This is a genomic window from Tautonia plasticadhaerens (assembly GCF_007752535.1).
Classification (GTDB): domain Bacteria; phylum Planctomycetota; class Planctomycetia; order Isosphaerales; family Isosphaeraceae; genus Tautonia; species Tautonia plasticadhaerens.
This window is the reverse complement of the sequence record NZ_CP036430.1, coordinates 52,000-73,392: the sequence shown is the minus strand read 5'-3', so window position 1 is coordinate 73,392 and position 21,393 is coordinate 52,000. Positions and strand designations below refer to the sequence as shown.

General features: G+C 73.0%; 17 protein-coding genes. 5 read left to right on the top strand and 12 right to left on the bottom strand.

Annotated elements, in window-relative coordinates:
* Window positions 1–282 precede the first annotated feature (282 nt).
* From ElP_RS36935 to galE, 7 genes are read right to left on the bottom strand one after another with little or no spacing between them, the layout of a single operon-like run.
* Window positions 283–2,541, bottom strand: coding sequence for a tetratricopeptide repeat protein (locus tag ElP_RS36935; protein ID WP_145279884.1), 2,259 nt, complete (start codon window positions 2,539–2,541; stop codon window positions 283–285).
* Complete coding sequence (locus ElP_RS36930) at window positions 2,538–3,857, bottom strand: glycosyltransferase family 4 protein (protein ID WP_145279882.1); 1,320 nt, start codon at window positions 3,855–3,857, stop codon at window positions 2,538–2,540. The genes ElP_RS36935 and ElP_RS36930 overlap by 4 nt, the downstream gene beginning before the upstream one ends.
* A complete protein-coding gene (locus ElP_RS36925) occupies window positions 3,836–4,771 on the bottom strand; it encodes a glycosyltransferase family 2 protein (RefSeq protein WP_145279880.1) in 936 nt (311 codons plus the stop codon). Before ElP_RS36925 ends, ElP_RS36930 begins: the two co-directional genes overlap by 22 nt.
* Window positions 4,768–5,730 (bottom strand): glycosyltransferase family 2 protein, encoded by a 963-nt coding sequence (locus tag ElP_RS36920; RefSeq protein WP_145279878.1) that lies wholly within the window; start codon window positions 5,728–5,730, stop codon window positions 4,768–4,770. Before ElP_RS36920 ends, ElP_RS36925 begins: the two co-directional genes overlap by 4 nt.
* Window positions 5,727–6,980: a glycosyltransferase family 4 protein gene (locus ElP_RS36915; protein ID WP_197447226.1), complete on the bottom strand. Its 1,254-nt coding sequence runs from the start codon at window positions 6,978–6,980 to the stop codon at window positions 5,727–5,729. The genes ElP_RS36920 and ElP_RS36915 overlap by 4 nt, the downstream gene beginning before the upstream one ends.
* Window positions 6,977–8,032 (bottom strand): glycosyltransferase family 2 protein, encoded by a 1,056-nt coding sequence (locus ElP_RS36910; RefSeq protein ID WP_145279875.1) that lies wholly within the window; start codon window positions 8,030–8,032, stop codon window positions 6,977–6,979. The genes ElP_RS36915 and ElP_RS36910 overlap by 4 nt, the downstream gene beginning before the upstream one ends.
* Before the next feature lie 54 nt (window positions 8,033–8,086).
* Window positions 8,087–9,085: a UDP-glucose 4-epimerase GalE gene (gene galE, locus ElP_RS36905; RefSeq protein WP_145279873.1), complete on the bottom strand. Its 999-nt coding sequence runs from the start codon at window positions 9,083–9,085 to the stop codon at window positions 8,087–8,089.
* Window positions 9,086–9,381: 296 nt separating this feature from the next.
* Here galE and ElP_RS36900 point away from each other — a divergent pair, with 296 nt between their 5' ends.
* A complete protein-coding gene (locus ElP_RS36900) occupies window positions 9,382–10,509 on the top strand; it encodes an alkaline phosphatase family protein (protein WP_145279871.1) in 1,128 nt (375 codons plus the stop codon).
* Here the strand turns inward: ElP_RS36900 and ElP_RS36895 are convergent, their stop codons facing one another.
* Window positions 10,510–10,740, bottom strand: coding sequence for a hypothetical protein (locus ElP_RS36895; RefSeq protein WP_145279869.1), 231 nt, complete (start codon window positions 10,738–10,740; stop codon window positions 10,510–10,512).
* Between the two features lie 841 nt (window positions 10,741–11,581).
* Here ElP_RS36895 and ElP_RS39185 point away from each other — a divergent pair.
* The 4 genes from ElP_RS39185 to ElP_RS36880 all read left to right on the top strand — a co-directional run bounded on the left by ElP_RS39185 (window position 11,582) and on the right by ElP_RS36880 (window position 15,480).
* Entirely contained in the window at window positions 11,582–11,728 is a 147-nt protein-coding gene (locus tag ElP_RS39185) for a hypothetical protein (RefSeq protein WP_197447225.1), read from the top strand.
* A 28-nt stretch (window positions 11,729–11,756) separates the two neighbouring features.
* Window positions 11,757–11,939, top strand: a complete 183-nt coding sequence (locus tag ElP_RS41580) for a PEP-CTERM sorting domain-containing protein (protein WP_145279907.1) — start codon at window positions 11,757–11,759, stop codon at window positions 11,937–11,939.
* 289 nt (window positions 11,940–12,228) lie between these two features.
* Window positions 12,229–13,863 (top strand): alpha-amylase family protein, encoded by a 1,635-nt coding sequence (locus ElP_RS36885; protein ID WP_145279867.1) that lies wholly within the window; start codon window positions 12,229–12,231, stop codon window positions 13,861–13,863.
* Window positions 13,864–13,875: 12 nt separating this feature from the next.
* The gene (locus tag ElP_RS36880; protein WP_197447224.1) at window positions 13,876–15,480 is read left to right on the top strand and encodes an alpha-amylase family glycosyl hydrolase; all 1,605 of its coding nucleotides are present in this window, start codon (window positions 13,876–13,878) and stop codon (window positions 15,478–15,480) included.
* Window positions 15,481–16,390: 910 nt separating this feature from the next.
* Here the strand turns inward: ElP_RS36880 and ElP_RS36875 are convergent.
* The 4 genes from ElP_RS36875 to ElP_RS36860 are packed head-to-tail and all read right to left on the bottom strand — an operon-like array spanning window position 16,391 to window position 21,262.
* Window positions 16,391–17,350 (bottom strand): glycosyltransferase, encoded by a 960-nt coding sequence (locus ElP_RS36875; protein ID WP_145279865.1) that lies wholly within the window; start codon window positions 17,348–17,350, stop codon window positions 16,391–16,393.
* A 55-nt stretch (window positions 17,351–17,405) separates the two neighbouring features.
* Window positions 17,406–19,385 (bottom strand): asparagine synthase (glutamine-hydrolyzing), encoded by a 1,980-nt coding sequence (asnB, locus tag ElP_RS36870; RefSeq protein WP_145279863.1) that lies wholly within the window; start codon window positions 19,383–19,385, stop codon window positions 17,406–17,408.
* Window positions 19,386–19,426: 41 nt separating this feature from the next.
* A complete protein-coding gene (locus ElP_RS36865; RefSeq protein ID WP_145279861.1) occupies window positions 19,427–20,260 on the bottom strand; it encodes a WecB/TagA/CpsF family glycosyltransferase in 834 nt (277 codons plus the stop codon).
* A gap of 57 nt (window positions 20,261–20,317) precedes the next feature.
* Entirely contained in the window at window positions 20,318–21,262 is a 945-nt protein-coding gene (locus ElP_RS36860; protein ID WP_145279859.1) for an exosortase/archaeosortase family protein, read from the bottom strand.
* Between the last annotated feature and the right edge of the window lie 131 nt (window positions 21,263–21,393).

Genomic DNA, 21,393 nt, shown 5'->3' with positions numbered 1-21,393 from the left:
CATTGCGATCGCCCCCCCAATATTAATCTCAGGGAATTTGGCCGCATAATTCACTTTAATTTACTCAGTGGTGGGCACTCGGGGGCGGATTGGCGGCGGGGGGGGCCGGGAAAGCCCGCCCCGGTCCTCCGCCCCATCCCTCTACGTCGCCCGACCGCCCTCGGGGCGGTCGCCATGCCGCCCCGCGCCTCCCCCGGCCTCGGCCCCCCGGGGGCAAGCCCATCGGGGAGGCCGCCGCCCTCCGACCCGGGGACGCCGGGCGGGGGGCGGCCGGGGCCGGCGTCATCCCAAGCCGGCCGGGGCCGGGGCGTGGATGGCGGCGTCGGCCTCGGCCCGGAGCTGCAGCAGCGCGGCGGGGGCCGCCGGGCCGAGTCGGGCCAGCCGGTCGTCGAGCCGGGCGAGGGCCTCCCGGGCACCGGCCGGGTCCCCCAGTTCGGCCAGGCAGGGGGCCAGCAGGGCGGCGTCGAAGCCGGAGTCGTCGGGGCCCAGCTCCAGCGATCGCCTCAGGGCGGCCACCGCCGGGCCGGGCTGCCCGGAGGCCCGGTAGCAGGCCCCCAGGGTGTTCCAGTATGCCTTGCGGCCGGGCGCCAGCCGCACCGCCTGCTCGGCCAGGGCGACGGCCCGACGGGGGGCCCTCGACGACGGGTCGGCCGACCGGGCCAGCAGCCAGGCCAGGTCGTTGAGGCCGTCGGCGTAGGGGGCCAGATCCTCGGGATCCTCGGCGGCCAGGGCGGCCCGCTGCTCCAGGGCCAGGCCTCGGATCTCGGCCGCCTCGGCCCACCGGCCCCGGCCCGAGAGGTTGCGCCCCAGCCGCTCGGCGCAGCCGGCCAGGGCCGAGCGGGAGTCCGGGTCCCCGGGGTCGGCGGCCACCAGGGCGCCCCGCAGGTGCAGGGCCCGTCGGCGCCAGGGCTCGGCCTCCCCGGCCCGGCCGAGGGCCTCGAGCAGGTCGGCCAGCCGGTCACAGGCGTCGGCCAGGGGCAGGTGCCCGGCCGGGTCCAGCTCCCGGACCGCGACCAGCTGCCGGCAGGCCGCCTCGGCCTCGGCCGGGCGGCCCAGCGCCGCCAGCCGCTCCACCCGCCCCAGGCCGCGGTCGGCCGACGCCGACGACGCCCGGCCCGACGCCCGGCCCGACGCCCCCGGCATCGCGATCAGCAGGCCGACCGTCACCGGGATCGGCAGCATGATGTAGGCGTTCAGCAGGCTGTCCAGCGTGTAGAGGATCATGCAGACGGACAGCGCCCCGGCCGCGGCGTTGCGCGGCTCGTCCCAGCGGCCGACCGACCGCCGGAGGGCGGTCAGCACCACCGGGAGGGCCAGCAGCCCGTACAGGGCCGCCAGGCCGATCACGCCGAACTTCGCGAAATGGATGATCCAGTAGCTGTCGACGATCATCCAGTCCTGGGAGAAGCCCCGCCCCTCGGAGAAGGTCGCCCAGCCCAGCAGCGGCCGCCGCATCACGTGCGCGACCAGGTCTTCCTCGTTGATGATCCGGAATTCCAGCGACTGGCCGCGCTGGGCCCCCAGCAGGCCGTACATGACGCCCGTCAGCGCCTGCCTCGAGACGGTCTCGGAGATGCGCAGGAACAGGTAGGCCGGCGCCGCCATCGCCGCCGAGATGACCACCAGGTTGGGCCGGCGGTCCCTCAGGTAGACGACCCCGCCGATGGCCATCAGGGCCGTCAGCGAGGCCCGGCCGCCGAGCTTCGGGGCCACCAGCACCACCGCCCCGGCGGCCAGGTACGCCGGCAGCGTCCCGAATCGGGGGCGGCCGACCGTCAGGCTGATCAGGAAGGCCCCCAGCAACAACATCCCCAGCGCCGCGGTCTCGTGGCACAGGACCCCCCCGAGCCCGGCCGCCGCCGCCCAGGCCGCGAAGGGCACCCCGGCCACCCTCCGGATCGACCCCGAGCACCACAGCGCGAAGGCCGACAGGGCGGTCAGGCTCGACCAGAGCCCCAGCTCCAGCGCGTTGCCCGCCATCGCCACCGGGCGGTACAGCCCGTACTTGTACCCGTTGGAGACGGGCAGGCCGTAGATGAGGCCGTGGATCGACCGCGACGTGGCCACCTCGAAGGCGATCAGCGGCATGAGCAGGGCCCCGGCCAGGGCGATCCCCAGGGCCAGGTCCCGGTCGGCCCCCGGGCGTCCGGCATAGAGCCGGCCGACGAGATACGGCAGCCCCCAGGTCATCGTCATCGTGGAGACGGCGTTGACCGCCTCCCAGGACGGCAGGCCGTTGGCCGCGACCGAGGCGACCGGGGACAGGCAGGCGACCAGGGCGAACGCGTCGTACCAGCGCGGCCGGAAGGCGGCCAGCCGGGCGGCGTCGAAGACCAGGATCCCGGCCAGGGCCCCGAGGTTGGCGGCCGTGTACTTCGAGTAGTCGGGCAGGCCGATCAGCGAGATGCCGACCCAGCCGGAGAGCAGCAGGTAGGCCCCCAGGTAGGTGGCGATCACCCCCCGCCACGGGCCGAGCACCGCGAAGAGGACCAGCGATATCACCGGCCAGGCCAGCAGGGCGATCATCGCCACCGGATTCATCGTCGGTCCCCCCCGGCCCGGCCGGACAGCACCCGGCGGTAGAAGCGGATCGTCTGGCGGGCGACCACCGCCGGGGCATAGCGCCGCTCGCAATGCCCGGCGGCCCGGCGGCCCATCGCCGACGCCGCCGACGGGTCGGCCAGCAGCCTCGAGATCGCCGAGGCCAGGCCGACCGGGTCGTCCGGCTCGGCGTACAGGCCGTGCTCCTCGTGCTCGAACAGCTCGCCGGCGCCCCCGGCCCGGGTGGCCACCAGCGGGCAGCCGGCGGCCATCGCCTCGGTGATCGTGATCGCGAAGGTCTCGTACCGGGAGGCCACCACCGTCGCCGAGGCCCTCCCCCTCAGGGCCGACACCTCGGCCGGCGTCCGACGCCCGAGCCACCGGACCCGGCCGTCCTCCAGGGCACCCGGCAGCCGGGTCGAGGCGTACTCGGGCAGCGACCAGCGGCGGCCGTCGCGGTCCAGGCCCGGGTCGGGGCCGACGAAGGTCAGCCGGGCGTCGGGGCGGTCCCGGAGCAGCAGGGCGAAGGCGTCGATGATCGTGTCCCCCCCCTTGTGGCGGTCGAACCGGCCGACGAAGAGCACGTGCCCCGGCTCGGCCTCCTCGGGCCTCCAGCGGCGGCCCTCGGGCACCAGGAGGACCGGGTTCGGGATCGCCTCGGCCTGCCCCAGGGCCAGGCCGTAGCGCTCCCGGGTCCTCCTCAGCGTGTCGGCCGACGGCGAGGTCACCGCCCGGGAGGCGGCGATCCCGTCCCCCTCGGCCCGGACCCGGCGGGCGAATTCGGGGGAGGCCGGGTCGGCCCCCTGGTTCGGCCCGTTCAGGAACCAGGGGCCGTGCAGGCGGGCGATCACCGGCGGCGCCCCCCGCCCGGCCACGAATCCCGGCAGGCCGAGCGTCTCCTCCACCTCCAGCACGTCGAGCCTCGGCAGCCCGAGCACGCCCCCCCGGGCCGCCCTCCTCAGGCCCCGGGCCACCCTCCGGATCCCCGAATCCGGGGAGGGGGGCCGGAACCGGGCCGCCGCCGCCTCGGCCAGCCGGCCCGCCCCGGTCGCCCGGGAGATCGGCTTCAGGTCGACCAGCCCCGGCTCACACGGGGGCCCCTCGCCCTCGGCCAGGCCCGCGGCCAGCAGGTACGGCCGGTGGCCCAGCTCCCGCATCCCCTCGGCCACCGAGGCGACGTAGGTGATGATCCCGTTGGCGAACCGCTCCGGCGGCCAGGCCGGGCAGAACAGCCCGATCGCCAGCGGGGGGCCCCCGTCGTCGGCCGCCCCGACGGCACCGATCCCCCCCGAGATCATCGCCCCCGGAGCGCGCAATAGAGGAACCTCCAGGATTGGGGGGACAGCGGCCGCTCGGCCAGCCTCGCCCTCGCGTGCTTCCTCGCCGAGCCGACGTGCCCGGCCCGCAAGGCCCACCAGCCCCACAGCGCCCGGTTGTGCGACGGGTCCGCCAGCAGGCGGAGGTCCTCGTCGCTCGGCGGCTCCGGCAGCGGACCCGCCGGCAGGCCCCGGCGGCGGTACGCCTCCTCGATGGCCGCCCGGATGCCGTCGACCTGCTCCCGCTTGCGGGAGTGGCTCGCGCTGGAGGGGAGCATCCGGTATCGCAGCAGCGGCTCGGGCAGGTTGGCCAGCCGGCCCACCTCCGCCAGCCGGAGGTACAGGTCCAGGTCCTCGGCCGGCTCGAACCGGCGCCGGAACCCGCCGACGGCCCGGACCGCCTCGGCCCTCATCGTGACCGAGGGCTGGCAGAGCACGGCCCCCCGGTGGCCCTCCAGGTGCAGCGCGTCGATCTGCTCGTGGGTCGACACGTCGTCGTTCCAGACGCAGAGCGGGTCCCCCTGCGGGTCGATCACCAGGACGGCCGAGCCGACGGCGACGCATTCGGGGTGATTGCGGAGGTAGTCGACCTGGCGGGCGATGCGGCCGGGCTCGGCGACGTCGTCGCTGTCCATGACGGCGAGCAGCTCGCCGCGGGCCATGGCGAGCAGCTGGTTGCGGGTGGCGACGATGCCGGCGTTGGGGCGGCTGAGGGCGTGGAGCCTGGGGTCGGCCTCGGCGAGGCGGCGCAGCAGGGCGGGGGTGTCGTCGTCGGAGCCGTCGTCGATGACGAGCAGCTCCAGGTCGTCGAAGCCCTGGCCGAGGATGCTGCGGACGGCCTGCTCGAGGTATCGGGCGGCGTTGTACGCCGGCATCAGGACCGAGACGGCGGGGTCGGCGGCGGGGGTGCTCATCGGACCCCCCCGGCCACGGGCCCGGGGACGCCGTCGGGGAGGCCCGGGGCCGGCTTGACCAGGGCGCAGGCCAGCAGCTTCCAGGGGCCGCCCTCCCGGGGGGTCGCCCGGAGCGCCTTCAGGCCGTACTCGAAGGCCATCCGGCGATCTCCCCGGCCGAAGGCCGCCCAGCCGATCCAGAGCCGGAAGGCCGACAGCGAGGCCCGGTCGGTCGGCCTCCAGTGGGGGCGGTCGACGAATCGGGGCGGGATCCCGCGCCGGGCGCAGGCCTCGTCGGAGGCCCTCCGGAAGTTCTCCCGCTGCAACGCATGCTGCCGCTGGCTGGCGGAATGGTCGTGCAGCCGGTAGCGGAGCAGGGGCTCCTGGATGTTCCCCAGGCGGCCCCGGTCCCCCAGCCTGAGGAACAGGTCCATGTCCTCCGACGGCGCGAACCCCTCCCGGTAGCCGCCGACGGCCCGGACCGCCTCGGCCCTCATCATCACGCTCGGGTGGCAGAGCGGGCAGGATCCCGCGAGGGCCTCGGCCTGCAACGCCTCGTCGTCGTCGGGGTTGACGTGGCCGAGGAGGATCGGCTTCCCCCTGGGGTCGATGAACCGGACCCAGCTGCCGACGGCGACGCATTCGGGGTGATTGCGGAGGTAGTCGACCTGGCGGGCGATGCGGCCGGGCTCGGCGACGTCGTCGCTGTCCATGACGGCGAGCAGCTCGCCGCGGGCCATGGCGAGCAGCTGGTTGCGGGTGGCGACGATGCCGGCGTTGGGGCGGCTGAGGGCGTGGAGCCTGGGGTCGGCCTCGGCGAGGCGGCGCAGCAGGGCGGGGGTGTCGTCGTCGGAGCCGTCGTCGATGACGAGCAGCTCCAGGTCGTCGAAGCCCTGGCCGAGGATGCTGCGGACGGCCTGCTCGAGGTGGCGGGCGGCGTTGTACGCCGGCATCAGGACGCTGACCGTCGGCGGGTTCACGGCGCCTCCGAGGGCGAGGGGGTCGGGATCGGTGCCGCCGCCGGGGCCGCGGACCCGGTGAGCAGCCGAAGGAGGGTCCGATCCGGGGCCGGGTCGAACCGCTCCAGCGCGTCGAGCCGGGCCCGGCGCCCCAGCTCCTCCCAGGACTCCCGGGCCTCCCAGGCTCGCCACAGGGCGGCCGACAGCTCCCGGCCGCTGGCCGCCGGGGAGACGAAGCCGTTGCCCGGCTCGTCCACCCACTCCCGATGCCCCCCGACGTCGGTCACCAGCGCCGGCCGGCCGCAGAGCATCGCCTCGACCAGCGCCAGCGGGGTCCCCTCGACCTGGGAGGGCAGCACCAGCAGGTGGTGGTCCCGCCAGATCGACCGGACGTCGCCGACGTGGCCGCGGAACTCGACCCGGTCGGCGATGCCGAGGTGGGTCGCCAGCTCCTCCAGGTAGGTCCGGTCCCGCCCCTCCCCGAAGAGCCGGAGCCGCCAGGGGCGACCCCGCATGGCGGGGCCGGCCAGCGCCTCGAACAGGGCGTCCTGGCCCTTGTCGCCGATCTGGAGCCGGGCGACGCAGGCCAGCCGGGGCCCCTCGCCGTCGTCGGCCGGCCAGGGGACCGGGTCGAGCGACGAGAGTTGCACCGGGTTCCGGACGACGCAGGAGTTGGGCAGCCGGGCGGCGACCTGCCGCTCGGCCGATCGGCGGTTCTCCTCGGCGACGAAGGCGACCCGCGCGGCCCCCCGGCAGAAGTCGGCCGCCGCCGACCGGAGCCAGCTCGAGGCCGCCATCGGGGGCGACCCCCGGCGGTCGTCCAGCTGCTGGCAGACCAGCACGTAGGGCGCCCCGGCGGCCCGGGCCAGCCGGGCCAGGGGCACGTCCATCGCGTCGTAGAAGGTGCTCAGGCTGACGCAGACCACGTCGGGACGCCAGCGGGCCAGCGCCGGCGCGGGGTAGAGGCGACGCTCGACGTTCCGTCCGAGGCGGCCCCGGGGGTCGACCACCCTCGGGAAGAGGCGGGCGCCGGCGTCCCTCAGGGCCGCGATCGGCGCCGGCGTCTCCGGCCAGCGCCGGGAGACCACGGCGACCTCGTGCCCCTCCCGCATCGCCAGGGTCGCCGCCCGGGACCAGAGCACCTCGCTCCCCCCCCAGGGTACCCCCAGTTGGGCGGTGATGAAGGCGATCCTCAGCCTCCTCCCGCCCCCGTCGGGTGCGGTCGGCTTGGCCGGGATCTCGGGCGGTCGGCTTGTCCGGGTGACGCTCATCGGGCCTCGGCCCCCTGGGCTGCCTTGTACTCGATCAGGCCGCTGCGGCGGCCACCCAGCCTCCCGGCGGAGTATCGGATCTGGCCGACGGCCTGCGGGAACTTCGACACGGCACATGAGACGCCAAACAATGCAGAATCCCCCGGCGAATCTCCTTGCCTCCTCCTCCCCCGGCCCGCCCTCCAGGCGATCATCGGGTAGCCGAGCAGGCCCAACAGGCTCAGGCCCGACGTCGGCCAGGCCAGCCCGACCGAGGCGACCGGCACCCCGATCCCCCAGAAGACGTTGCTCGACGCCTGCCGGACCCAGGGCCGGCCCGGGAGCCGGCCGTGCCGGGCCGCCCCCTCGGCGTAGGCGTGGCCGGCCCGGACGTGACGCCGCCACCACTGGCCGAACCGGGTCATCGCCAGGTCGTGCCGGGTCATCTCGGCGTCCAGCCGGGCGACCTGCCAGCCCCGGAGCCTCAATCGGAGGCAGAGATCCGGCTCCTCCCCGGCGATCAGGGTCGGGTCGTAGCCGCCGACCTCCCGCAACGCCTCGACCCGGATCATCGCGTCCCCGCCGCAGGCCTCCGCGTCGCCGACCGGCGTGTCCCACTCCAGATCCGCCAGCCGGTTGTAGACGCTCGCCTCCGGGAACCGCTCCCGCCTCCGGCCGCAGGCCACGGCCAGCCCGGGGCGACACCGCAGCTCCTCCCGGGCCCGACCAAGCCAGCCGTCGACCACCTCGCAATCCCCGTCGACGAACTGCACGTACCGCAGGCCCGGCGCCAACTGCAGCAACCGGTCGAGCCCCGCGTTGCGGGCCCGGGCCGCGGTGAAGGGGACCGAGGTGTCCAGCTCCACCACCTCCACCCCCCGGGCCCGGGCCTCCTCGACGCTGCCGTCGGTCGACCCGGAGTCGACGTAGACGACCCGGGCCGCCCGGCCGACCAGCGAGTCGAGGCACGAGACCAGCCGGGCCCCCTCGTTGCGGCCGATCGCCACGGCGCCGAGGTCCTCGGGCGGCGGCTCGACGGTCGATTCCGATCGGGCGGGGGGGGCGTCGGTCACGGCAGGCGGGGTTCCTGGGATGCGGGTCCGGGGCGAGGCGGGGCGGAGTGCCGATCAGCGGCGGGCCGGCTTGGGGCCGTAGCCCTCGGGGTGGGAGCGGAGCCATCGCCAGGCCGTCTCGACGATCGCCCGGATGTCAGTATACCGGGGACTCCACCCGAGTTCCGAGGCGATCTTGCGAGGGCTGGCGACCAGCTCGGGGGGGTCCCCGGGGCGTCGGTCGCTCGTCTCGAAGGGGATCGGCCGCCCGACCACCTCCTCGCAGGCCCGGATCACCTCCAGGACCGACGCCCCGCGCCCCGAGCCGACGTTGTAGATCCGGCCGTCCCCCGGCCCGATCGCCTCGACGGCCTTCTGGTGGGCGTCGGCCAGGTCCGCCGTGTGAACATAGTCCCGGACGCAGGAGCCGTCCCGGGTCGGCCAGTCGTCGCCGAAGACCGTCAGCCCCGGCCGGCGCCCGGCGGCCGCCTGCAGGGTCAACGGGATCAGGTGCGTCTCGTGACGCCGGTCCTCCCCGTGGGAGCCGTCCGGATCCGCCCCGGCGGCGTTGAAGTAGCGGAGCAACGCATATCCCAGGCCGTAGGCCCGGGCGTAGTCGGCGATCATCCGCTCGGCCGCCAGCTTGGTCGTCCCGTAGGGGTGCTCGGGACGCTGGGGGGTGTCCTCGGTCAGCGGCATCTCGGCGAGGTTGCCGTACGTGGCGCAGGTGCTGCTGAAGACGACCCGGGGCACGTCGGCCCTCCGCATCGCGTCCAGCACGCTCTTGGTCCCCAGCACGTTGACCCGGTAGTAGCCGTCCGGGTCCGTCACCGAGTCCGGCACGATCGCCAGCGCGGCGAAGTGCATCACCGCCTCGGCCTTGTGGGAGCGGAGGGCGTCCGTCAGGGCGTCGGTGTCCAGGATGTCCCCGACCACCAGCCGATCCCCCGGCACCGACGGCGGGTTCCCCTCCGACAGGTCGTCATAGGCGATCGGCTCGTGCCCGTGATCGACCAGCCATCGCAGGCAGGCGCTGCCGATGTAGCCGGCGCCCCCCGTCAGCAGGATCCTCATCCCTCATCCCTCCGAGGGCCCGGGCGCTTGCCGGGCCGGCCTCGCGATCATCAGACGCCATCGATGGCCTGGACCGATCCCGACGGGGTCGGCGGCCGACCCCATCGGGGCCCCGATGATACCCGATCGAACCGCCTCCCCGCCGCCCCGGCCGCGACCCCCCGCCGGCCCGCCTCGGGGCCGACCTCGGGGGCGGGAGAATCGGCGGCCCCCGGGGTAAGATGACCCCCCAACGCGCGCCCCGCGCCCCGGTCGGCCGCCGTCGCGCTCGCCGACCTCCCCCCCGGAGCACACCCATGAGGATCGCCCTGCTCGCCTCAATCCTGCTCGCCGGGCCCGATCCGGCCTGGAGCCAGTCGGACGCATCGCCACCGATCCGGGCCCGGAACGTCGTCGTCGTCACGCTCGACGGCTTCCGCCCGGAGGAGTTCTTCGGGGGGGCCGACCGCCTCCTGATCGACCGCCAGGCCGGGGGCGTCCGGGACGTGCCGGGCCTGGAGGCCCGCTTCTGGCGGGACTCCGCCGAGGCTCGCCGACGGGCACTGCTCCCGTTCCTCTGGGGGACCGTCGCCCGGGAGGGCCAGATCTTCGGCGACCGCTCGAAGGACGCCCCCGTCACCCTCACCAACGGCCTGAAGTTCTCCTACCCCGGTTACAACGAGCTCTTCTGCGGCTTCGGCGACCCCCGGATCACCTCCAACGACAAGATCCCGAACCCCAACCGCTCCGTCTTCGAGTTCCTCGACGGGCGGCCCTCCTTCGAAAACCGGGTCGCCGCCTTCTGCACCTGGGACGTCTTCCCCTCCATCCTCCGGTCGGATCGAAACAACCTGGAGGTCCTCGCCGGCTGGACCCCGATCGACGACGAACCCCTGACCGACCGCCAGCGATTCCTCAACCGGATGGTCGACCGACTCCCGCACTACTGGCCGTCCAACGCCTTCGACGCGATCTCGATCGAGGCCGCCCTCGAACACCTGGCCCGCCACAAACCCCGGGTGCTCTACGTCGGCCTCGGGGAGACCGACGAATGGGCCCACGAGCGGCGATACGACCGCTACCTCGACGCCGCCCACCGCTCCGACCGCTTCCTCGGTGAACTCTGGACGACCCTCCAATCCATGCCCGAGTACCGGGACCGGACCGCCCTGGTCGTCACCACCGACCACGGCCGGGGCACCACCGGGGCCGACTGGCCTGACCACGGCCAAGACGTGCCCGGCGCCGAGTCCCTCTGGATCGCCGTCATGGGCCCGGACACCCCCGCCCTCGGGGTCCGAGGAGGCGTCCCGACCACCCAGTCCCAGGTGGCCGCCACCATCGCCGCCCTGGTCGGCGAGGACTTCCGATCCGACAGCCCGGAATCGGCCCCGCCCCTGCCCGTCCTCGGCCCGCCCCCCGAGCCCGACCCCGACCCGGAATGATCACCACTGGCTATGGGCGAAGCGCCGGTTCGTCACGCAGAATCGGCATTCCGGCTCGGGGCAGCGATCGACGATCGGGGGGACCGAGTCGACGTACCAGGAGGTCTCGCGGGGCGGACGCCAGGAGTCGATGACCTTGGGGCCGCCGAGGCACAGGCCGACCAGCGCCGGCATCGCGAGCGCCACATGCAGCCGGGCATCCCCCAGCACCGAAGACACGGCGTGCAGCATGACGGGACCCTCCCCGGAACTGCGGGGGCGCCGTCCCGGGCCAGCATCGCCTCGGGACGCCATCGCCCCCACTCGACCGACCTATACCCCGAGTCGTTGCGGTGGCAGGGGAATCGGACAGGACGTTTCCCCGAATCGACATCGTCGGGGCGGAGGCCGCCGGGTGTCGGCGTCCCGGCCAGCATCGCCCGACCCCGCCGACACCCAACTCAAACCACAAACCGGCCCACCCCCTAACGCACGTTCCCGAGGCGAGTGGGACGGGGTGTTTCCCGGAATGAACAATCCCAGCACGCGAACGGCCGCCGCCCCCGGGGCAGGGGACGACGGCCGTGCATTCCCGGGTCGGCTCAAGCGGCCAGGCGTCGGCGCCTCGCCACGCCAGCCGGTGGGGCCCGACTGGGGTCGAGACGGCCCCAGCGACCCCGCCAGGCCCGAAGGAATTGTAATGCGATTCCTCCGCCGTGTGCTTAATCAGGAGATTTTTTGCGTAGTTTTGCTGCGAGTAGAGCGAAAATTATAGCTTGATTATGCGAGATATATATTAGAGAAAAGTTCAGATGGATCTCATCGATATGAATAGTGGGAGGCGACACAACGGCATCGAGCCGAACGTGCAGGTTCCGGCCGATGCGTCCGATGAAGCTCGACGGCTGGGATGCCCGGTGGTTCGGTTCGACAGTCGACCTCGACTTCGCCGGGGGGGTACGAAGGCCTGGCCCTCTTCGTGGTCCTGCCTCGTTGGCGAGGGAGGACGCGATATTCGTCTGCTCGATTCATCAAGACCTCGCCAAACCTCCCGGGGGGCAACGATCTCTCGCCAATCAAGTTCATCCGCACGATGGGCTTCGTCGCGGACAACCTCAACGACAATGCGGGCGGGATCGGCGCCGGGGAGGAGTCGGGCATCCTGTTCACGCTGCAAAGCGGCAAGACCTACGCCGACGTCGTAGCCGCCCTGGCCCAGGGGCGTCACAGGCAACCATGAATTTTGCAGATGTGCACATAACTAAGATATTCGCATCGGCACTCACGTCCGAGATGCCGGCCAGAAGCCGGGAGGCGGCTTCGACAGCGAGCGCTTCGTAAAGATCCCGAACGTCACCGCCGTCCCCGAGCCCTCGACCCTGGCCGGTGGGATCCTCGGCACCCTCTTGGCCAGTGGCTTATGGCTGAGGCGAAGACGCCAGTCCACCTGAGCCGGTTCTCGACGCTCGGGCAGGTGCCCTCGTGGAGGTGTGACCGTGGCTGGCGTCGTCCGGGCCCCGGCCACGCCGCCTTCCTACTGCTCGGCGGGGTCCTCGACCCCGACGGTCGTCGCTCTAGGGCGCGGAAATTGCACTGCCGCTGGGGCGATCGGGCCACCGGTGTGGTCCCCCGGTACGGGGATCGCACGTCATCCGATTCAGCCTCCGTAGCACGGGTCCCGGCGGTGGCCTGCCCGCGGCCGATCGGATCGGCCAGGCGACCGGGGGAGGGGGAGCGGCCATGGGCGACACCTGGTACAAGGAGGCCGTCGTCTATGCCGTCGACGTCCGCACCTTCCGGGACTCCGACGGCGACGGCGTCGGCGACTTCCCGGGGTTGACCAGCCGGATCGATTACCTCGCCGAGTTGGGCATCACCTGCCTCTGGCTGCTGCCCTTCTATCCCTCCCCCGCCCGCGACAACGGCTACGACGTCCGAGACTACTACGGCGTCGATCCCCGACTCGGCACGCTCGAGGACTTCGAGGAGTTCCTCCGCCGCGCCGGCGAGCGTGGGCTCCGCGTGGTGCTCGACCTGATCATGAACCACACCTCCGATGAGCACCCGTGGTTCCAGGCCGCGCGCCGCGACCCGGGGTCACGCTTCCGCGACTACTACGTCTGGGCCGTGAGCCCGCCGCCGCCCGGGCCGGGGCAGCAGAGCATCTTCCCGGGCGAGGAGCAGACCGTCTGGACCTTCGACGAGCGGGCCGGCGCCCACTACTACCACCGCTTCTATCACTTCCAGCCGGAGCTGCGCGTCGCCAACCCGGAGGTGCGCGACGAGATCCGCCGGGTCATGGACTTCTGGCTGTCGTTCCCCATCGCCGGCTTCCGCCTCGACGCCGCCTCGCACATGATCGAGGACAAGGGCCTGCCCGGCACGGCCCCGGAGCAGGGGCACGGGGTCCTCAAGGAGCTGCACGACTTCGCCGCCGCCCGCCGGCCCGGTACGGCCCTGATCGGCGAGGCCGACGTGCCGCTGCACGAGGCGGCTGCCTTCTTCGGCGACGGCGACCAGCTCAGCATGGTCTTCAACTTCCTGCTCGACAACGACCTCTTCCTCGCCCTGGCGACCGGGCGGGCCGAGCCGATCGCCCGCTGCCTGGGGGAGCTGCCGGCGATCCCCGAGGGGGGCCAGTGGCTGAACTTCCTCCGCAACCTCGACGAGCTGGACCTCGAGCGGCTCTCCGACGAGGAGCGGCGGCGGGTGTACGAGTCTTTCGCCCCGGACGATTCGATGCGGATCTTCGGCCGCGGGATCCGCCGCCGCCTGGCCCCGATGCTCGGCGGCGACCGCCGGCGGCTGGAGCTGGCCTTCAGCCTGCTGCTCACCCTGCAGGGCACGCCGGTCATCGCCTACGGCGACGAGATCGGCATGGGCGACGACCTGTCGCTCGAGGGACGAGACGCGGTGCGCACGCCGATGCAGTGGCACGACGCCCCCAACGCCGGCTTCTCCGACGCCCCCGCCGACCGGCTGATCCGCCCGGTGATCGACTCCGGGCCCTTCGCCTACGACCGCGTCAACGTCGCGGCCCAGCAGGCCGACCCCGACTCGCTGCTCAACTGGATGAAGCGGGCGATCGCCGCCCGACGCGCCTGCCCGGAGCTCGGCCGGGGACAGGACCGGGTGCTGCCGGCCGACCGGCCGAGCGTGCTGGCCCACCTGGTCGACTGGAAGGGCAGCCGGCTGGTGGCCGTCCACAACCTCGGCGGCGAGCCCTGCACGGCGACGGTCGAAATGGAGGGTCACGGCACCGATGGCCTGGAACGCGTCTTCGGGCCGGCGGAGGAAGAGGCCGTCGGATCTGGGCATCGGTTCCGCCTCGATGCCTTCGGCTACGGCTGGTTCCGGGCCGGGGCGACCGATTGAGCGGGGGCGACGATGGCCGGGGCGAGCACGATGAGCTGGTGGGAACGCGCGGTCATCTACCAGGTCTACCCGCGCTCGTTCCAGGACTCCGACGGCGACGGCGTCGGTGACCTGCGCGGGGTGATCCGCCGCCTGGACTACCTGCAGTGGCTGGGCGTCGACGCGATCTGGCTCTCGCCGATCTACCCGTCGCCGATGAAGGACTTCGGCTACGACATCGTCGACTACACCGACGTCGACCCCATCTTCGGCACCCTGGAGGACTTCGACGCCCTGCTGGCCGAGGCCCACCGCCGCGGCCTCCGGCTGCTACTCGACCTGGTGCCCAACCACACCTCCGACCAGCATCCGTGGTTCATCGACGCGCGATCGAGCCGCACGAGCCCCAGGCGGGACTGGTACATCTGGCGCGACCCGAGGCCCGACGGCTCCCCCCCGACCAACTGGTTGAGCAACTTCGGCGGCAGCGCCTGGGAGTTCGACCCGGCCACCGGCCAGTACTATTACCACGCCTACCTCCGCGAGCAGCCGGACCTCAACTGGCGCAACCCCGAGGTCCGCGCCGCGATGCTCGACGTGATGCGCTTCTGGCTGGACCGCGGCGTGGACGGATTCCGGGTGGACGTGATCTGGCACCTGGTCAAGGACGAGCAGTTCCGCGACAACCCGCCGAACCCGGGATACCGCCCCGGGATGTGGCCGTACCGCGCCCTGCTGCCGACCTACACGACCGACCGCCCGGAGGTGCACGAGGTCATCGCCGAGATGCGCCGGCTGCTGGACTCCTACGGCGAGCGGCTGATGGTCGGCGAGATCTACCTGCCGGTCGAGCGCCTGGTGGCCTACTACGGCGACGCCGGGACGGGGGTGCACCTGCCGTTCAACTTCCAGCTCATCGGGCTGCCCTGGGACGCGCCGACGCTGGCCGCGGCGATCGCCGCCTACGAGGGCCTGTTGCCGGCCCACGGCTGGCCGAACTGGGTGCTGGGCAACCACGACAAGCCGCGGATCGCCAGCCGGGTCGGGTCGGCCCAGGCGCGGGTGGCGGCGATGCTGCTGCTGACGCTCCGCGGGACGCCGACGCTCTACTACGGCGACGAACTCGGCATGCGCGACGTGCCGATCCCGCCCGACCGGGTGCGCGACCCCTGGGAGAAGAACACGCCGGGGCTGGGGCTCGGGCGCGACCCGGCGCGGACTCCGATGCCGTGGGATGACACGCCGGGGGCGGGATTCACGGCGGGCGAGCCCTGGCTGCCGCTGGCCGTGGACGCCCGCGCAATCCACGTCACCGCCCAGCGGGACGACCCGTCCTCGATGCTAGGCCTCTACCGCCGGCTGATCGCGCTGCGCCGCGACGAGCCGGCCCTGCGCGCCGGGTCCTACACGCCGGCGGGATCCGGGGAAGGCTGGCTCGCCTACCTGCGGGAGTCGGGCGGGCGTCGGCTGCTGGTGGCCCTGAACCTCGGCGCGGCCCCTCTGTCCGTCGACGTGTCGGTCGAGTCCAGCCGCGTGCTCCTCTCCACGGTGCCGGGCCGAGCGGGCGAGGCCGTTGGTGGCCGCGTCGCACTGCGTGGCGACGAGGGCGTGGTCCTCGAGCTGCTCGAACGACCGTGAAGGGGATCCGATAGCAACGGTGCAAAAACTAACGATCTTCCGCCGCCGTGGCTCTCGCAAACGACCGATATCGAGAGACCGTCAGGGTTTCGGTAGGAAGCCCTGGATTCCTAGGGTTCCGGGTTCTTGATAATCACTCTCGAATGAGTCTTCTCGAATCGGGCGGCCAGAGACCAGTTTCGAGAAGCTGCCACACGGCGAGGCCGGGGCTTTGAGCCAAGTTCGTTGGTTTTTGCTCCGTTGCTATCGGATCCCCGAAACGGACGAATGGGACATCCCATCAGGATCGCCCTACCGTCCCTCCGCATCAAGCGATCGAGGGCCGATCGGGCCTTCCGGCGCCTCGCCTTGCCGATTTTGTGTGAATGTCGGGGCGGCTTCCCTCGATGATATCGGATACGGGGCGTTGTCCCCCGGGGCGGCGGGATCCCGTCGCCCGGCGAGTCGTCTTTGGCAAGCTGGGTGGGTCCACTCAGACACGTTGGCGGTGTCGGTCGCCCTCGGGGCGTACGCAGCGCCCCGATGCGAAACGAAGCCAATCGGGCGTGAGGTCCGGCGCGAAACGAAGCCAATCGGCCGGGGGGCGCCGCGCGGAACGAAGCCATTTCGATCGACGCAAGTCATGAATTGGAAAAGAACATCATCCGATAGTGTTGGCGCACCGGGGGCGCACCGGACCGCGCACGGCCGGCGCACCGGGCCATTGACGGGCGGCGACGGGGTCGGGGCGGGAGGTCGGTTCGGGGATCGGGAGGGGGGACGGGAGCGGTCGGCGCGAAACGAAGCCAATCGACCGGGGGCGTTCGACGGAGCGAAGCCATTTCAATCGGCGCAAATCGAACCGGGATCAGGGAAATCGGCCGATCGGCTCGGCGCACTGCAAGCGCACCGAGCCGCGAACCGTCTCCACTCAGGAGGGGGAACGCCCCGGGACCGGGGAGGAGGCGGGGGCGTCGGGAGACCACCGGGAGGCGGACCGGTGGTCGTACTCCTCGGTGGTCCGGGCCTTGCCCCGGAGCAGGCAATGGCGCTGGTAGGAGCGGAGGAAGCGGCGGAAGTCGGGGTCGTCGTAGCGGGGGAGGCCCCGGAGCATCGCGCCGAAGTAGCCGGAGAGCATCGCCAGGCCGCCGACGACCAGCGGCGGCCGGGTCATCCGGAACAGGGCGCTGGCGACCATGTAGGAGGGGGCGGTCCCCATGAAGTACTGGCCGAACCCGTGGCGGGAGCGGCCGGTCCACCAGCCCTTGTGGCTGGTGCCCATGGGGCGGAGGTGCTCGAAGCGGAGGTCGGGGTCGTCCCAGCTGGCGGCGACCCAGCCGAGCATCCGGCAGCGGTGGCCGTCGATGCCGTCCCACATGACCTCCCTGACGAAGCCGCCGACCTGCTCGAAGCAGGACCGGCGGTAGAGCTTGGTCATGCCGACGGAGTTCTCGTCGCCGCACTTCTCGCTGACCAGTCGATCCCCCTGGCGGAAGTACGGCTTGCCGCTGCAGGTGCCGATCCGGGGGTCGGCCTCCATGCGGTCGATCAGGATCTCGAAGTAGCGGGGGGGGAGGTCGAGGTCGAGGTCGAGCTTGCAGACGTAGTCGAATTCCGACGGGTCGATCGCCTCGTAGCCGGCGTAGAAGGCGTCGATCACCCCCGGGCCGACCTTCCGGGCGCCCCGGTCGGCCCGGCGGACGACCCGGATGCAGGGGTGCACCCGGGCGTAGGAGTCGAGGATCTCGGGCGTCTCGTCGGTCGAGCCGTCGTCGACGATCACCCAGAGGTCGGGGGGCTGGGTCTGGTTGAGGACGCTGTCGAGGGTCCTCCTGGCGTAGGAGGCCTCGTCCCGGCAGGGGGTGATCAGGCAGAGTCGGGGTCGGCTCATGGGGCGGTCGGTCGATCGGGGCAAGGGCAGGGGAGTGGTGTCGGGGCGGTCCCGATTAGAGCAAAACGCCATGAGCATGACACCAGCGGATCCAGACGTAGAGCGACCAGATCCGGGACCAGTAGAGCCCCGGGGCGCCATCCCGGAAGGCGTCCCAGAGCCGCCCGACGGTCGGACCGTGCAGTCCGACGGCGGAGCAGAGCCGCTGGTCTCGCAGGGTGTCGTCGATCTCGGGGCCGAGCGAGCCCCGGATCCAACGCTCAAGGGGCAGCTCGAAGCCCCGCTTGGGCCGGTCGAACAGGGCGGGGTCGAGCCCGACCAGCCCGGCCCTCCGCAGGGCGGCCTTGCGGCCGACCGGCTCGTACCGGGGGCCGGTCGGCATCCCGGAGACGTGGCCGAGGAGCCGGTGGTCGACCAGGGGCAGCCGGATCTCCAGCGAGGGGGCCATGCCGGCGGCGTCGGAGTCCCTCAGCAATCGCTCGCCGAGGAAGCAGCGCTGCTCCAGGACGCTGACCGCCTCCAGGGTCCCCCGGCCGTCGGTCTCGGCCAGGAGTCGGGAGGCGAGGCCCTCGGGGAGGCCGTGGACGACCGAGCCGTCGATCGGCAGGTCGGGCATCAGCGAGGCCTGCATCTCGGGCAGGAACAGGGCGTAGGCGAGCTGGTAGAGGAGGAGCAGGTCCTCCCCGGCCGCCACCATCTCCGGCAGCTTCGCCCAGCGGGTCTGGGGGGGGACCGGCCCCCGGCCTCGCCCACCCTTGGCGGCCGAGGCCAGGACGGCCGCCGCCCGCTTCGGCAGCCGGGGGAGCCATCGGGTCCGTCGGGCCCATCGGCGGAGGGTCGGCAGGTCCCGGAAACTCGAGTAGCCGCCGAACAGCTCGTCCCCGCCGGTGCCGACCAGGGCGACGGTCAGCCCGGCCTCCCGGACGGCGACCGACATGAAGTAGGTGTTCAGGGCGTCGAAGGTCGGCTGGTCGAGGGCGTCGAGGGCCCGGGGCAGCTCGCCGGCGAACCGGGATCCGCTCAGGACCACCTCGCGGTGCTCCGAGCCGATCGCCCCGGCGATGGCCCGGGAGTAGGGGGCCTCGCTGTGCTCGGCCTCCTCGAAGGCGAGGGTGAAGGTCTGCACCGGCCGATCGGAGGCCCGCTGCGCCAGGTTGGCCACCGCCCCGGAGTCGATCCCGCCCGAGAGGAAGACCCCGAGCGGCACGTCGCTGACCAGGTGCAGGCCGACCGACTCCTGGAGGGCGTCTCCCAGGGCCCCGTCGATCGGGCCGGGGCGGCCGTCGGTCGGGTGGCCGTTGCCGAGGTGGGGGGAGGGCCGGGGGACCGACCAGTAGATTTCCGAGCGTCGGGCCCGGCCCGAGGCGTCGAGGACGCGAAGCTCGCCGGGCCGGAGGGACTCGATGCCCCGGACGGCGGTGACCGGCCCGGGGACGAAGCCGTTCCAGAGGTAGCAGGCCGCCGCCCTCGGGTCGAGCCGGGGGCGGCCGAGCAGGCCCGAGGCCAGCAGGGCCCGGACCTCCGAGGCGAAGGCCAGCGACCAGCCCCCCTCGGGCCCTTCCGGGTTGGCCGAGACGTACAGCGGCTTGATCCCGAGCGGGTCCCTCGCCAGCACCAGCGATCGGCCCGGCTCGTCCCACCAGGCGAAGGCGAACATCCCCCGGAGCCCGGCCACGGCGTCGGGGCCCCGTCGGGAGAGGGACCGGAGCAGGACCTCGGTGTCCCCGGTCGACCGGAACGAGGCCCCTTCGGAGCGGAGGCGGTCCCGGAGCGCCTGGAAGTTGTAGATCTCCCCGTTGAAGACCAGGCAGGAGCCGGACTCGGGGTCGACCATCGGCTGGTCGGCGGCGGTCGAGAGGTCGAGGATCGACAGCCGCCGGTGGGCCAGCAGGCAGCCATGGCCCCGGTCGTCGGGGGGGGAGGCCCAGGTCCCCTCGCCGTCGGGGCCCCGGTGGCGCATCGCCGAGGCCATCCGGCCAAGGGCCGCCCGGTTCCGATCGTCGATCCGGCCGATGATCCCGGCGATGCCGCACATGGGGGAGATCCGGTCGAGGGGCGGGGGGAGGGCGGGGTCGGTCAGGAGACGGGCTCGGGGGACGGCCGGGGATCGGTGGGAGTCGTCGAGGACTCGGACTCGGGCCCCGGGTCGGGCTCGGGGGCCCGGCCTCGGCGAAAGTCGGCCAGGGCCTTGCGGAGTAGGAAGGCGGCGTTGCGGGCGTACCGGGGTGCGAGCCGGGCCGGGTCGGTGCCGATCCGCCAGGCCCACTCCAGGCCGATCCGCTGCACCCATCGGGGAGCCCGGCGGACCCTCCCGGCGACGAACTCCAGCGAGGCGCCGACCTGGACGCAGACGGGCACTCCCAGTTCCTCCAGGTGCTCCCGGATCCAACGCTCCCCCTTGGGCTGGCCGAAGGCGACGAAGAGCAGGTCGGGCCGGGCGTCCCGGATCTCGGAGACCAAGGCGGCCCGCTCGTCGTCGGCCAGGGGCCGGAACGGGGGGCAGCAGACGCCGGCGACGGTCAGGCCGGGATAGAGGCGTGCGAGCGTCCGGCTCGCCTGCTCGGCCACGCCGGGGGGGCCGCCGAGGAAGGAGACGCGGTGGCCCCGCTCGGCGGCCTGGGCGCAGAGGTCGTAGATCAGGTCCGAGCCGGCGACCCGCTCCGGCAGGGGGGTCCGACGCCACCGGGAGGCCCAGACCAGCGGGGCGCCATCGGCGAGGATGAAGGCGGCCGACTCGTTGATGGGACGCATCGCCGGGTCGGCGTCGGAGACCATCGCGTAGTGGGCGTTGGCGGTGATGAAGTAGGAGGGCCGGCCATCGGCGATCAGCCGGGCGACCTCCTCGGCGGCCTGGGGGCGGGTGAGTGGGGCCAGCGGCAGGCCCCAGACTCGGATCGGAGCGGGTGGCATGGCGACCTCGCCTGGGTCTCGGCCTCGAGTTCGATTCGAGACGATGCGACGCCCGGCTCAGCGGGACGGCCGGCCGAGGCCGGCCGAGGTGGCCAGCAGCGTCGGCGAGACCGGCTCCTCGACCTCCACCTCGGTGACCAGCCAGGACAGCCAGGCCAGCTCCAGCAGGACCATGACCAGGGCCATCGGCATCATCAGCCAGCCGGCGACGTCGTGGGCCACCTTCTCCCCCTGCTCGGAGCCGAGCAGGTGGTAGGCATAGGCGGTGCCGGCGATCCGGAGCACGTTGCACAGCAGCGCCACCGGCACCACGCTCAGCAGCAGCACGATCCGCTTCCAGACGGCCATCGGCACGAAGATCACCGTGGCGGCGATCGTGGCCGCCAGGCTCATGAGCATCGCCAGCCCGTTGCAGGCGGCGGCCACCTCGAGCTGCTCGCCGCCGACGACCAGCACGTTCCCCTCGTCCATCACCCAGAAGCCCAGGAGCCGCAGCAGGGTGGCGCTGCTGATGCTGGCCATCCGCTGCAAGGGCAGCGAGACCTGGCTGTTGAGGGCGGCGGGGATGGGGTACATGAAGATCAGGAAGGCCACCGCCGGCCAGGTGCGACGCAGCAGCGGCCAGCCGCCGTAGGCCAGCACCAGGGCCGCGACCGTGGGCACCAGGGTGAAGCCCTCCAGCCAGTACTCGCCGGTCTGGAACAGGGAGAAGCGGGCGGCGACCAGGGCGACGAGCAGGACCCAACCCCAGGCCGACGGCCGGATCCGGTCGGCCTCGGCCCCCCGGGGCCAGAGCCACCAGAACATGAAGGCGACGACCGGCCCGACCAGGAAGCCGTGCGAATAGTTCGGGTCGTTGGACCAGGACTCGACGAGGCCGGTGACCTCCGTCAGGTAGGCCCAGACCAGGACCACCAGCACGACGGCCGGCGCGACCAGCCGGGCCGCGATCGCGGCGAGTGCCGGCTGGGTCGCGGGCCGGGGGTCAGTCGGTTGGCTCATCGTCGATTCGCTCCGTGGTCGTTCGTTCGTTCGGGGGAGGAGGGCCGTCGGGCACGCCTCCGCCGGCCCCTCGGCCGATCGGGGCCGGGGGCGGGGGCGGTTCGGGATCGATCGGTCGAGGGGCACCCCGG

Bases quoted from the DNA above. Each gene is read 5' to 3' on its own strand.
- ElP_RS36895 (WP_145279869.1), bottom strand. From the start codon at position 10,740: ATGCTGCACGCCGTGTCTTCGGTGCTGGGGGATGCCCGGCTGCATGTG.
- ElP_RS36875 (WP_145279865.1), bottom strand. From the start codon at position 17,350: ATGAGCCGACCCCGACTCTGCCTGATCACCCCCTGCCGGGACGAGGCC.
- ElP_RS39185 (WP_197447225.1), top strand. From the start codon at position 11,582: ATGGGCTTCGTCGCGGACAACCTCAACGACAATGCGGGCGGGATCGGC.
- ElP_RS36900 (WP_145279871.1), top strand. From the start codon at position 9,382: ATGAGGATCGCCCTGCTCGCCTCAATCCTGCTCGCCGGGCCCGATCCG.
- ElP_RS36925 (WP_145279880.1), bottom strand. From the start codon at position 4,771: ATGAGCACCCCCGCCGCCGACCCCGCCGTCTCGGTCCTGATGCCGGCG.
- ElP_RS36860 (WP_145279859.1), bottom strand. From the start codon at position 21,262: ATGAGCCAACCGACTGACCCCCGGCCCGCGACCCAGCCGGCACTCGCC.
- ElP_RS36865 (WP_145279861.1), bottom strand. From the start codon at position 20,260: ATGCCACCCGCTCCGATCCGAGTCTGGGGCCTGCCGCTGGCCCCACTC.
- ElP_RS36880 (WP_197447224.1), top strand. From the start codon at position 13,876: ATGGCCGGGGCGAGCACGATGAGCTGGTGGGAACGCGCGGTCATCTAC.
- galE (WP_145279873.1), bottom strand. From the start codon at position 9,085: ATGAGGATCCTGCTGACGGGGGGCGCCGGCTACATCGGCAGCGCCTGC.
- ElP_RS36935 (WP_145279884.1), bottom strand. From the start codon at position 2,541: ATGAATCCGGTGGCGATGATCGCCCTGCTGGCCTGGCCGGTGATATCG.
- ElP_RS36885 (WP_145279867.1), top strand. From the start codon at position 12,229: ATGGGCGACACCTGGTACAAGGAGGCCGTCGTCTATGCCGTCGACGTC.
- asnB (WP_145279863.1), bottom strand. From the start codon at position 19,385: ATGTGCGGCATCGCCGGGATCATCGGCCGGATCGACGATCGGAACCGG.
- ElP_RS36915 (WP_197447226.1), bottom strand. From the start codon at position 6,980: ATGAGCGTCACCCGGACAAGCCGACCGCCCGAGATCCCGGCCAAGCCG.